General features: G+C 63.3%; 6 protein-coding genes and 3 pseudogenes. 1 reads left to right on the forward strand and 8 read right to left on the reverse strand.

Annotation, left to right across the window (positions count from 1 at the left end):
* Positions 1-257: 257 nt before the first annotated feature.
* The gene (locus tag CQ14_RS11140) at positions 258-683 is read right to left on the reverse strand and encodes a DUF1810 domain-containing protein (protein WP_057857946.1); all 426 of its coding nucleotides are present in this window, start codon (positions 681-683) and stop codon (positions 258-260) included.
* Positions 684-782: 99 nt separating this feature from the next.
* Here CQ14_RS11140 and CQ14_RS11145 point away from each other — a divergent pair, with 99 nt between their 5' ends.
* Positions 783-971: a hypothetical protein gene (locus CQ14_RS11145; protein WP_057857947.1), complete on the forward strand. Its 189-nt coding sequence runs from the start codon at positions 783-785 to the stop codon at positions 969-971.
* Positions 972-982: 11 nt separating this feature from the next.
* Here the strand turns inward: CQ14_RS11145 and CQ14_RS46075 are convergent.
* The 7 genes and pseudogenes from CQ14_RS46075 to CQ14_RS46085 form a co-directional block, all read right to left on the reverse strand.
* Positions 983-1,090: pseudogene (locus CQ14_RS46075) on the reverse strand (DNA polymerase IV); the annotation flags it as partial.
* Between the two features lie 62 nt (positions 1,091-1,152).
* Positions 1,153-2,067 (reverse strand): annotated as a pseudogene (locus CQ14_RS11150) (agmatine deiminase family protein); the annotation flags it as partial.
* Complete coding sequence (locus CQ14_RS11155) at positions 2,067-2,696, reverse strand: DNA-3-methyladenine glycosylase (RefSeq protein ID WP_057857949.1); 630 nt, start codon at positions 2,694-2,696, stop codon at positions 2,067-2,069. The pseudogene CQ14_RS11150 and the gene CQ14_RS11155, both read right to left, overlap by 1 nt.
* A gap of 648 nt (positions 2,697-3,344) precedes the next feature.
* A complete protein-coding gene (locus tag CQ14_RS11160; protein ID WP_057857950.1) occupies positions 3,345-4,172 on the reverse strand; it encodes a phospholipase D-like domain-containing protein in 828 nt (275 codons plus the stop codon).
* A complete protein-coding gene (locus CQ14_RS11165; RefSeq protein ID WP_057857951.1) occupies positions 4,169-6,403 on the reverse strand; it encodes a hypothetical protein in 2,235 nt (744 codons plus the stop codon). Before CQ14_RS11165 ends, CQ14_RS11160 begins: the two co-directional genes overlap by 4 nt.
* Positions 6,400-10,632 carry a helicase-related protein gene (locus CQ14_RS11170; protein ID WP_057857952.1) on the reverse strand — a complete coding sequence of 1,411 codons (4,233 nt, stop codon included), beginning with the start codon at positions 10,630-10,632 and terminating at the stop codon, positions 6,400-6,402. Before CQ14_RS11170 ends, CQ14_RS11165 begins: the two co-directional genes overlap by 4 nt.
* A pseudogene (locus CQ14_RS46085) lies at positions 10,625-11,873 on the reverse strand (hypothetical protein); the annotation flags it as partial. The gene CQ14_RS11170 and the pseudogene CQ14_RS46085, both read right to left, overlap by 8 nt.

Below are 11,873 nucleotides of genomic sequence, written 5' to 3' on the forward strand. Positions count from 1 at the left end.
GAAAGTCGCACCTGAAGTCAATAGGCCGCCGCTTTCTGCCATGACCTGTCAAGGAACTCACTGGTCCGGCGAGGCTTCCTCTCCAACGGACGAGAAAGCCGAGGCGCAGTGGGACCTTCAGCGCTGCTTCTAGAGGCTTCGATGTCGCCGATGAGATCGCGTTCGAGGCAACGGCGGGAAGGGCCGCGCCGTCGACCCTTCGTAACGTTGCAGGAGCAAAGCAAGCCGGCGCAGGTGGGGTCCCGATGCCGACTGGCTCAGACGCTCTTCAGGATCGACAATGTCGCAGGATCCCTGCCATCCGGGTAGAAGGCCGCGATGACGTCACTGAAGGTGGCCTGCGACGAGACCGCGTCGAATAGCGTCATGCTCGATCGAAACTTCATGTCGTCCGGTGACCCGAGAATATCGGTGATCGACTTGTCCCTGGCCGCAAGGACTAGCCGGGTGCATTCGACTAGGCGCGGTCCCAAGACCTCATGTTGCAGATATGCAGCGGCTTCCGCGCGAGAGCCGATAGCGAAGCGCTGCGCCATCGCGCTAAAGCCTAGACCAGCGATTTGCGGGAAGATGAACCACATCCAATGTGACGTCTTACGGCCGCGCCGTAGCTCTTCTACGACCCGCCGGTAGACCGGCTCTTGGGCGTCCACGGAGCGCTGGAGGTCGAACGGATCGCTCACGCGCGTTATCCCTTGCTTTTGGCCGTGACCGGCTTGTCCGACCCGACGGACTCACCGTAACCACGCAAAACGGAAATGCACCAAGGACGGCAACAAATAATGCCAGGACGAAATATCGAACTGCCAAAGACCGGTTATACCATCGAAATAGACGGTATCCTGAAATCCCAGTTCGCCACGAAGAAAGGCGCCGAGGATGGCGCCGTCGAACTGAAGCGCCGCTTTCCGAAGGTTCGCATTCGCATCTACGACGCCACCCAGCAGACGAGGTTCGATCCGCCGGTGTAGTCAGAGAGTTCCCGACTTATCAGTGGCTGCTGTTCGACTGCCATTGCGTCGAAATCGATGAGGTCGCTTGACAACGTGTTTTCGGCGCCGACCGATTTCCGGATCCGGTTCGCGCGGATCTCGGGACCGGCTGGGCCAGGCAGCGGATGCCGCCGCCGCCGCGCAAGACGGCATTGATGCGGAGCATCCTGATCTCGCGTCCGGGAAACAGCGCGGCGAGTTCACTTCGGGCATCCTCGTCGCCAGCCGGCGCGCCGAAGCCGGCGGTGATCACCGAACGGCGGGTGACGTAGAAATTCAGGTAGGTGGCGGCGAAGCCGGAGGGCTCGCCGGCCAGGGCGCCCGTGTCCGGCGGAGCGAAGCGGCGGAGCGCGGGAATCCTTCCGTCCGCGACCGCTCGCTCGAGGATCGCGATGTCGCGTTCGCGCCTGCGCCGGCCGCGTCCGCGGGGGATCGGCTCGACGAGCAGGGTGCCATCGGGAGCGAAGGCGAGGCAGCCGTCCGGATGGCCCGAGGTAATCGGTTCGTCGCGGTCGCCATCGAGCCAGATCGCGGCGCGGATGCCGAGAGAGCCGAGGGCCGTCGAGATCTGGTCCTCGGCCAGGTGCGGATTGCGCGACAGCAGGCAACTACGGGTCGCGACCGCAAGGCCCCGGCCGTCGGGAAGGAAGGCGCCGCCTTCGCCGACAAACGGAACGCCGATCACGGGCATGCCGAAGTCGAAGGTGCGGGCAAGGCGATCGCCGGGCCGCGCGGGGCGCGAGCCGTCCCAGCCGTTGAAGTTGAGGTCGATCGCGACGGTCTCGGCGCCGCGGTGAGCGAAGACCAGGGCAATGTCGCGCATCCACACGTCGTCGACCGGTGCCGGCACGATCTCGACCTCGGCGGTGGCGAAGCGGATGCGCGCGGCTCCGACCAGGTCGAGCGGCGTCAGCAGCATCACCGGTTCGTCCGCGGCGATGGTCCTGATCACGGTGTCGAGCTCCCGCTCGACGCGTTCGCGTTCGCTCCCCCATTCGCGGTGGACCGCCCAGGCCATGACGGCCCGGGCGTGCGGCTCGAAATCGGCCGGAATGCGGACCGCTGCACCGGACATCAGGCGGCGAGCTTCGTCGCCTGCGCCCACGGCGGGTTGCGCCACTTCCAGCGCCAAAGGGGGTGGGCGTCACGGGTGATGTTGACGCGCGTCCGGGGCTCGATGTCCGTGATCGGCGCGACGGGACGGTAGATGCGGAACGGCCTGTCGAAGAGCCAGGCTCCGTCGAGCGCCATGGTGACGTCGAAAGCCTCGCCCACGTTGCCCGGACCGCTGGCGATCCGCCTCTCGTAGCCCCTGGCGCGGTTCTGGACGATTTTGTCGGACTCGGGGTGAGCGCTGCGACGGACGGCCATGACGTCGAGACCGAAGACGGGAATTCCGGCCCGGATCAGCACGGAGCTCGCGCGACCCCGGGGGCCGCAGACCAGGTCGAGCGCCAGCATCCCGGAGCGGTGGTAGGGATGGACGTAGGCGTGGCCATGGGAAAGACGCTGCGTGGGATGGTTGTGGCAGGCGCCCTCGACCTGGTCGTAGGCCTCGAGGTCCGCCAAAGCGATGGCGGCTTCGCCGCCGCGGTAGTCCATGGCGATCACGGATCCGATCAGGCGCGGGCCCACCTCGCAGGAGGGGGCGGCCAGGAAATCCGGCTCGAGGGGAACATAAAGCTTTCCGAAAAACTCGATCATCTAAAATCCTCCAATAAAATCGGCGTCGACGGCATGCCGGCACCACGGGAGAAAGCCTACGTGGAATCGAGATGAAGTCAAATAATCTTTATATTTCAATAAGTTATTATATATTTATATTCGAGGCCTCCCGTCGTGCCCGTACCTTCTTGCCCCTGTTGGTGCCGCGCCGCCGGCGTAGGCGCTGTCCCGGACCTTTGCACCACGCCTTCCAGGCCCACCCTGCAAGCATGTCGCGACGGGACGCCAGCGCCGCTCACGGCTTCGTGGGGATGAGCGGGATCCCAGGAACGCCGCGAGCGTGTCTCCGTGTTTGGCGACCGCCTTGCGGGCCGCCGGAAATGCGGCACCGCATGCCGGTTCGTACCTGCGCGGATCCTGCGCCCATCTCGCGGCGACCAGATGCGGCGCGCCGTAGGCGTTGAGACCCGCACGAAGGACATCGCCGGGGGTGGAGATCGCGATCGCGTGGCCTGCAGCCGCGTGCGGAGGGGGAGAAAAAGCAGTTTCTTACGTCCATGGATCCGGATGTGATCCGGAGGATCAAGGCGGCGGCTATGCGCGACATCACCCCGTCCCAGGCACTCGAGACGGCCGCCAAGGAGTGGCTCAAGCGCAACGAGGCAAAGGTCAGGTGACGCCGACCCGCTAAAGAAGCGGGATCGGTCGTGCGACTTTGACGACAGCGCGGATGACGTTCGCGACTACGCGGGCGGCCTGGCCGCCACTGAGCAATCCGAGCTCCATCGAGTTTCTTGAGAACATCGTCATGTTTGCGCTTCCGACATAAGCGAGCTCGTTGTCCGCGAGTCCCACCTTGGCGTGGAACGTCTCGAAACCGGAGCCTAGTTCGATGGTGTAGTCGCAAGCAGATATTCCGAGAGCGCGGATTTGCCTCGAATTTTGATGCACTATTCGACAAGCGTCCCCGGCCTGGCGAACGATCAAGCACTTAGCCTTTGCGGAGGTCCTCTCGTAGAGCCGTAGGACGAATTCTAGTCCGTCCTGGTTGAGAAACGGGGTGAGAATTGTGAAGTTGTCTACTGCCGCATCGGCGATCTGCTCAAACGCGTCGCCGGTCGAAACCAGCGAAGCGTGAGCCAGCCCCGTCTGCGGGAGCGCGGCGGCGATAGAGCTTGGGCTGGGCGGAAGCGTCACGACGGCAATCGAAGTCGGTCTCTCAGGATCAATGGCGTGCATGACCGCAGCGCCTTCCAGAAACGGTACGACCGCTTGAGGCATCGGGAGGGGACCAACCCGCCAACCGGAGGGTATTGTGGTGAGCCATCCGCGCCGTACGAAATCTTCCGCGATCCGCGTCAAGGCCGATTTGGAAGCGAATGCGAGGCTCTTTTCGTCTAGCGTGCCCTCCGGGCGTTCCGCTATCAGCCTCGCCACTTCGGACGCAGTTCCGCAGTCGCCGCCGAGCGAAGCTACGAGCGAGCGCGATAGAGAGGTCCCGAGGACGGCCCTCATGTCGATCCGCTCGCGCCGGCGCTTCGTCGTAGCCTTGCGATTTCGTAGTACCCCGTCAGCGGTTCGGCCAGAGCATCCCACCGAGGGGAGCCTCGGCCAATCAGCACGGAACGCGAAAGTAACTCGTTGCGAGTGAGACAAGCAGTCTCGGGTATGAGCAGACAGTCCGGACAAGCCCCGCCTCGATGGTTGCAGACGCTTTCTGATCCGCAGCGCAGACTTGCGGGATCGACCATCCGGTCAAGCACTTCGTTGCCGTATGCGGGATCGCCTCGGTCGCGCCACATCGACGACAGGTTGCCTAGATCCATCGTCATGCCGCGTCGATAGACGAGGAAGGCGAGATCTGGAACGAAGATGTGTTCGCCGAACGAGCCTAGGTCGAGTCCGGACATCGACGCCGAAATGCCCAGTAGATGGTGCGCCATCGTGTGCAACAGAGTGTACACGTAGGGATAAGCGAAGCGCGGGATGCTGCGTTCGCGCCGGTACTCGTCAAGGAACCGGGTGAAGCGAACGTCCTCGTCAGCTTGCATCCGGGCGAATTCTTCTATCAGTCGCCCGCCAAGCCGGACGCCGGCCTCGGCCGGGGCGGGGCGAATGCGGTTCGCTTCAAGCCACGCGAGGACGCAGGACTCGTCGAGGCGCACGTAAAATCCTTCGTTCGACTGAACGAGACACAGGACCGGATGTTGCGCCCTATCGCCGACCTGCACCTTGTCGAAGAGACGAAGGCGCACCGGCATCTCGGCGAGGCCGGCCTTTTCGCGGGTGACGGTCGGCGATGAACTGGTTCGCGTGTAGGCGAATGTGTACTCGCAGACGCGCACGTCGCGGACCAACCGGATTTCTGCCATGCCCAGGAGATCGCGGCGGATACGAACCTGGTCGAGCATGCGCGAGCGCTCGTCGCCTTGTACGTCGTCCGGGAAGAGGAAGGGATCGAGGATCGTAAGGTCTACGGAGACGTCCTTTCCATCGGGCATTTGCCTTCCGTGCAGGCGTTCTTCTGTGAGCGTCTTGTGTTCGAGAGCCATCCGGACCGGGTCGAACCGACGGACGTATTCGGATCGTTCCCGACATGCCCTTTCGATGCCGTCGGCCGCTTGGTGGTGACCTGCGAAAACGGTCGCGTTCCATTCGGCCTCGGTCCGCGCGATCGTTGCTCGCTGCGCGGCGATGACCTCGGGCGGGGCGCCCATGGTTTCGAGCTGCGGGATGAAGTCGCGCATGTGACGATAGTTGTCCCACTGCGCCGATTGTCCTGCCGCGCGGAGAAGCTGCTCCTTCTGAACGTCATCGATTTGCGTCGGAGGATAGCCGTATTCGCTCGACAAGAACGCGCTCAAGGGCGCCGTATGGGCCGAGCCGAGCAGCTGGATATAACGTTCCTGATCGAACACCAGGAGTCTGTCGCCGTGAACGTAGTAGGCGGCCGAAGCCCTGTAAGAGACAGGCTCCATGTTGATTTCGGCTGGAAGCGCCTGGTTCTGCGGGATCAGCGGGCCCAGCTCTTCGAGGGTTAGCAGGTCCCTCTGCTGCATTTGTCTCGGCAGCCTGCAAACGGCGCATTGGAACTCCCAGTTTCCGAGACGCCCAGGCGGTCGACGGAGGAAGAACCGATCGGATCCGCACGACGTGCAGCGGCCCATCTCCCTGACGGCGCCGTCGTGCCACGATCTATAGTTCGGCGTGATCGCCTCGACGTTTCCCGACCAGTGCGCGAAGACCACGTCGAGCTGCTGCCAGTCGTTGGCACAATTTTCAGAGCCCGAGGGGCAGGCGCTTCTGAATCTCGACGCGTCTTCTGCGAGACGTTCGACCCGATCGCTGTGTCTGTGGAGGTCGCATCGCGTGCAGACGAACGAGAGCGGGAACGGCACGTAGCCGACATGGTCCGGTACTTGGAAGGCAAGTTCGCCGAGGCGAACGCGGACGGCATCATCGCTGACAACGCGGCCGTCAACCGCCAGATTTAGAGGAACGGCATGCCTCAGATTTGTGCCGCGCGTCGCTCGTAGCGCCCAGGCATCGAAGTATTCCTGGATCTGTTCGGCGATCATCCGTTGGGTGTTCGGCCGAAGATCGTCGCCGGTGGTCCGATTGCCGGGGCTTGGCAGAGCGAAGCACGCACCGGAACCGCCTTCGAAAGTGAAAAGGCTGTGGGGGGCGTAGGCGGTTGCGAGCTGACCTCGAGATCGCTGCATCGTCGGGGGCTTGGCGGTGCTCACGTATTGTCTCCATCGGCGCCGTTGTCGAGCTCGCTCGCGGAGCCTCGCCTGCTGCGCGCGACGCCTCGGTTGCGGATCATGGTGATGGCATCGACCAACTGCTCGTCGGTGACCAGCCGGTTCATCTGCGATCTTCTGCTTCCTTCGATGCGGCCTTGGACATCGACGTCTCGCAGGCTCGTCATCGGGCGCATGAGGCCCGTATTTGTCGCCTTCCAGATATCGTTCAAGCCGCCGGTGTAGTTCTTGCTGTCCAAGACCTGTCTGATTCGCTCCGCTTCTTGGCGCGCAAGATTGCTATAATACTCGGGATTGTTCGGCGCTCCCGTCGGGGCACCAATGCCAATGGCGGCAGCGACGAAGCGGACGCAATCGTCGAAGTCTTGGCGGCCTCGCAGCAATCTCGCCGCGGACTCCACAGAGCCGGGAAGGGCCACCGATGCCTTCTGTTCGTCTGTTGCGGCCACGAAGCGCTCGTTGTGCCGCACGCCGGACAGCCAAGTCTGCACCATGGAGGGAATGGTCCGTCCGATCGCGCGATCGGCCCACCTTTCGACGGCCGGTGGCGAGATCATGCGTTCGAGCAGTCGGTGGAACGACTCGTGGACCTCTACGACGAACCGGTCCCGCCTGGTCTGGGGCGTCGGAATGAATAACGAGAAACCGACGTGGGTGCGGCCGACGCGCGACGACGCCTGGATATACTCGGCGATGTCGGGCGGCATTCCGGCGAAGGCCATCGCGTTAAAAAACTCCACGTCCACACCGTGGGAGATTGCCGACGTCGCAACGATGCCGCGCAATGTTGTCGAAATGTCTCCCGACATCGGATCGAACCGCTGCTCCGCCCGCCGAATGACCGATTGGATCCCAGCGATGTCCACGCCGCCGGAGATTAGTTCCATCGAGAAATCGGAGAGTAGATAATCGTCGCCCATGGCCGCATGCACTTCTCGGACTTCTGTGCCGAGAGCAGACAGGATTTGGTCGCCGCCCTTCTTGTTGGTCACATAGGTCAGCTGGATCCGATGCAGATCGACGAGCTCGGCCAGTCGGTCATACCGGCCCGCGGCGGCGGCCTGCCTGAGCGCCGCAGAGCGGCGGTCTGACCAAGGAGCGGACGAAACGCTTGCGATCATCTCGTTCGCGGCACGCGTACGGCGGGTTGCCTCGTCGGAGCTGAGATCGCGCTGCCATCGCGTTATCGTGGCAGCATGGGCGGCGAGCACGGACAATGTCGTCACGGTGTGCAGTCGGCCGTTCGTCATCAGGCTCGCATACACGCGCCCCCAGGGCGCGGCCTGCTCAAGTCCCCGAGGAGTGCCGCCGGCGGCGGCCCTGGTGCCCGCGGCCGCGCCGTTGGCTTCGAACGTCGCCATCCGGGTGTAGAAGCCCTCGTGGAGAGCTGGGCCGGGATGTGGAAATTGAACGACCCTGCGCTGATAGAGTGCTTTCGTGTGCTTAGCCACGTCCGCCGCCGTGGCGGTTGCTCCGACGACGTGAGGCAAACGGGGCCGGCCCGGCGCCGAGGGAACTTGAACGACGCGGTCCCCGAGCAGCGGCGTCAAGCGATTCAGCCACTCGAACAGCGCGGTTTCGAAGATGCCGCCGAACGTGCCGAGACTCTCTTCGAGGAGATGCATCTCGTCCTGCACGATCAGGCTGGGGAATGGATCGAAGAAGACCTCGGTCCCCGATCGAAACGAGGGGGCCACCTTCTGATAGTGCGCGGGCACCTCGTTGATCTGCTGGCCGGAAATCATGTGCAGCAGGCCGAGAGGGCCGCCCTCGACGTAGCGCGCCATACCGAACATGCCGGCCACGCGGTCGATGGTGTGGACGTTCTGACCGAGGAGGGCGAGCTTGTCGATCGTCCCAAGCAATACGGAGGGGGCGGCCCGATAGATGTCGGTGTCGATCAGAAGGAACGGCAACGGTTGATCCGGCGCCTCGACGTTCCAATCGCATTGCGGGTTGAAGCAGACGATGCCAAGCCTATGGTGACGCTGCGGATAGAGGCGAAGGCCGGTGTCCCGCGACGAGTTGCAAAAGGGGCATCGAGGTAGCTTGTTCCATGCCTCGTTCGCTACGACATACTCGCGGTCCGCTTTCTCCTGTCCGTTGAGGAGCGCCTGTTCGTCGCGGCCCCGCGTCCCGCCGGCGACGGGGATGCACTTCATCGGCTCGAGGAGCGTGCCCGGCTTTCCTTCGGTGGCGTTAGGCGTATTGCTGCTTCCGACCCAGAAGCCGATTTCGAATGGCGCTCCTTCGACGCCTTCGCGTCGGCGGACCAATTCAGCTCTGGCCAGCAGGCGTGCGAGGCGCTGCGCTTGCTGGACGGTCAACAGACGCAGCGGGTAGTGCATCATCGCGGTTACGCCCCGCGCCTTGCCGCGTAGCCGGTCGAGAAAGAGGGCGAAGATCAGGACGCCGAAGAATGCTTCGGTCTTGCCGCCTCCGGTCGCCATGTAGAGGAGACTCGCAGAATCCTCGTCGAATGCAGCATCGAATTCGACTGCGTATTCGGGCACTCGGGACGCGAATGTGGGCACGTGCGCGAGGACGAACGCAAGTTGAAAGAGACGCCAGCCCGGTCGTTGACCCTGCGAAACCGGATTCGCCCGAGCGAAGGTCTGGTTGAGCAGCAGCCAGGCGCGGTACGGGATGGTGGCGGAGGAGGTCGGAGAGCTTCTCCATGCCTGCTGTGATCGGGCGAGCAAAAGGATGCCTTTTCTGATCCGGCCCGCCTCTCGGCGCCAAGCCTGCAAGTCGTCCTCGAAGCGCGTTGTTTGTGCGGCTTCGTCGGCTTCCGACCCTTCTTCGCCTGGTTGGGAAAGCACGGTCGTGCGGGCAACTCGATCGATCCAGGTGTCCATCTCGGCTGGGAGCGCTCCGAGCGACCCGAGGTCGGTGTCCGCCCGGCACAACGCATCGTACTGCGTCACCACCGCCGGAATCTCGGTGGCTTTCGTCCTTGGCAGGACGAATCTAGGCATCCATGAGGTTTGGAGCCGTCTCCGTCCGGCCGAGACGCCGAGATCCTCGACGCCCCCATTCACTCCGATCGCCGGCATCGTCATGAAGCCGGCAAGATGGTAGCTGCGTCGGACCCGTTCGAGACGCATCGGCCCCAGCGCGTTCGAAGGGACTTCGACGGACAGGGTCACAACGAAGAGACCGGATTCCTGCGAAGAATCGTTGTCCTGGAGGTTCTCGATCGCGACGCGTACGGAGAATGCGCCGTCGACGATCGGGTCCGGCAGCGCCTGAGCCAAGATCTGAACGTCGAAGTCGGGGATGAGGTCTGTGCCGACGATGGGGCGTCCACGAGCATCGACTAGAAAACGATCCCAGTGCGCTCTGGACCAGAATGCTTCGGAGGGCGGATGCAACTTGCGCCAGGCGTTTTCCAGCCCCTCCGGCGTTGTCATCCAACCTTGAAAGGTCGCTCTGATCGCCGCCTGGAGGACCTGCTTGTATGCCAATGCGAGCGCCGTCCACGCTGCCGGATCGCAAGGAAGTGGAAGCTGAAGCGGTTCGACGTTGACGGCGAGCCGTATCCACTTTTGAGGCACGTCGTATCGCTGCGAGATACGACTAGGTATCTGAAGCCTTTCGAGGTGGGTGGGAGGTGCCGGTTCCTCCGCCCCATCGGGCACCCCTTCCTCGGCTTCCGGATCATCGCCAACGGGCGGCGCCTCGGCGCCCCGCGGAATCACGACTCCCAAGGCCAGGTGGACCTCGCGGGAGATTACCGAACGAAGGCGCAAGCGCTCGCTCGGGCTCGCGTCCTGAGGAATTTCCGCGTCCGTCCTTTGACGGATGGCGTTGCGGATCTGCACCTTTGCGGCTTGGTTGAATCCGGCCGGCGGCACCAGCCAGCCATTACGCGCGAATAGTTCATCCGTCGTCGGAAGCGCGCGCACGTATACGTCGAAAGTTGGTTGGACGACGAGGGCGTCGCCGGTGCCGGGAAGAATGCGGAAATCTAGCCCGTGAGCGGCGATCCGGATGTCGCTCGACTCGTCGTCTCCGCTCTCATTCAGGCGGGGCAAGATGAAACCGCTTGACAGCTTCCGCGCGGGCCTGTCGCCGAAAACGATCCGGCCGAATTCCCCGGCGCCGCTGACGACTTGACGCGTGCGTTCTAGCACCGCGTCGCACACGGCTTCCTTGAGCTCCTGGCGTTCGTCGGAAGTCATTCCGGCCAAAACGTCCGGTTCAGCCATTCTGGTCTCCTCCAGTGATGGTGGTCACTTCCTCGACGACGTCGACGGATTCCATGACCTGCTGCCAGAGGCCTTGCATCGCCTTCCAGATGCCTGTCGACTCGGGATCGAGGACGAACTGGACGACGCGCTGATTGAAAAGGTGGCCCTCCTGGGCTCGGTAGGACCGCGCGGGAAGAACGGCGAACTTCCAGTAGAGCGAAGCCAGGTTTTCATCGACTCCAACGGATTTCATGAAAACGAGAAACCGTTTCCAGTCGCGAGCGGCGCCCGGCGCGCGACTTCCCTCGGGGGTGGGACGCGCGACATCGGCAGTGAGCCAGCGTTTGATGTTGTCGATCTCATCGCCTGTGGATGGGTCGATCTCGCGCATCTTCTCGAGGACACGACGCGCCTTGTCGGCCTTCGTGGAGCCTGGGGTCTTCGAGTAGATTTCCGCAATGCGCGCGTGATATTGGGCGAGCTGCTGCTGGCTTTTTCGGGAGCCGGCGATCGCCAACCGCAATGGCTCGCGAATCGATGCGTCCAAGACCAGGATGCGCTGGCCTGGCTCGACCTCTCTGGCCTGGATCCGTTCGAATGGCCGGAGTTCGCCTGGCGAAAGCAGGAGAATCTCGCCGCCCGGTCGATAATCCAGGCGGAGCCCGCTCTGCATCGTCAGCTGAACTACCTCGCCGCGATAGGCCTCGTCCGATTGAGTGAGGTCGATCTCGCGTTCCTTGATCACACTCGCTACGCTGAACTCAGCTTCGGCCTGATCAAGTGCTTCGTCCGAACCGCCTCGCTTGAGAGCGGCGATGAGCGCCTTTGCGCGCGCTGCGAATGCTGAAAAGGCGTCAATTAACTCGATCGATGTTAGTTCGGCCGAGAGCAGGGCACTGCCGGAGGCGTCACCCAGGAGATACGCCGTTTTCAATGAGCTTTTGGTCGTCAGGAGCGCCTGGATAGCCTCAGGCGTCGGGCCGACCACGACCAAGCGCTCGGGTGCCTGTGATGCCAGGTGGCATGCGAGGTTGCGATGGTCGACGACCGCGCAGCGGTAGTGTACGGCGCGATCTGATGCCAAGAAGACCTCGCCGACGCGCCGATCCGGAAGCGCGACAGTCGTTCGTGGTGAATCGATATCTGGCGCCGCCAGCAAATCTGCGAGTTTCGCAGCTACTGGCGTGTCTCGCTCCCAGGTCGACACCTTGGCTTCAATTTTTTGGACGGCAATCCTGATGTCGTTCGCGAAGGCTGGG

Source organism: Bradyrhizobium lablabi (assembly GCF_001440475.1).
Classification (GTDB): Bacteria; Pseudomonadota; Alphaproteobacteria; order Rhizobiales; family Xanthobacteraceae; genus Bradyrhizobium; species Bradyrhizobium lablabi.

What these genes read in the sequence shown, in the direction of transcription:
- CQ14_RS11145 (WP_057857947.1), top strand. Translation starts at nt 783, where the DNA reads ATGCCAGGACGAAATATCGAACTGCCAAAGACCGGTTATACCATCGAA.
- CQ14_RS11155 (WP_057857949.1), bottom strand. Translation starts at nt 2,696, where the DNA reads ATGATCGAGTTTTTCGGAAAGCTTTATGTTCCCCTCGAGCCGGATTTC.
- CQ14_RS11160 (WP_057857950.1), bottom strand. Translation starts at nt 4,172, where the DNA reads ATGAGGGCCGTCCTCGGGACCTCTCTATCGCGCTCGCTCGTAGCTTCG.
- CQ14_RS11170 (WP_057857952.1), bottom strand. Translation starts at nt 10,632, where the DNA reads ATGGCTGAACCGGACGTTTTGGCCGGAATGACTTCCGACGAACGCCAG.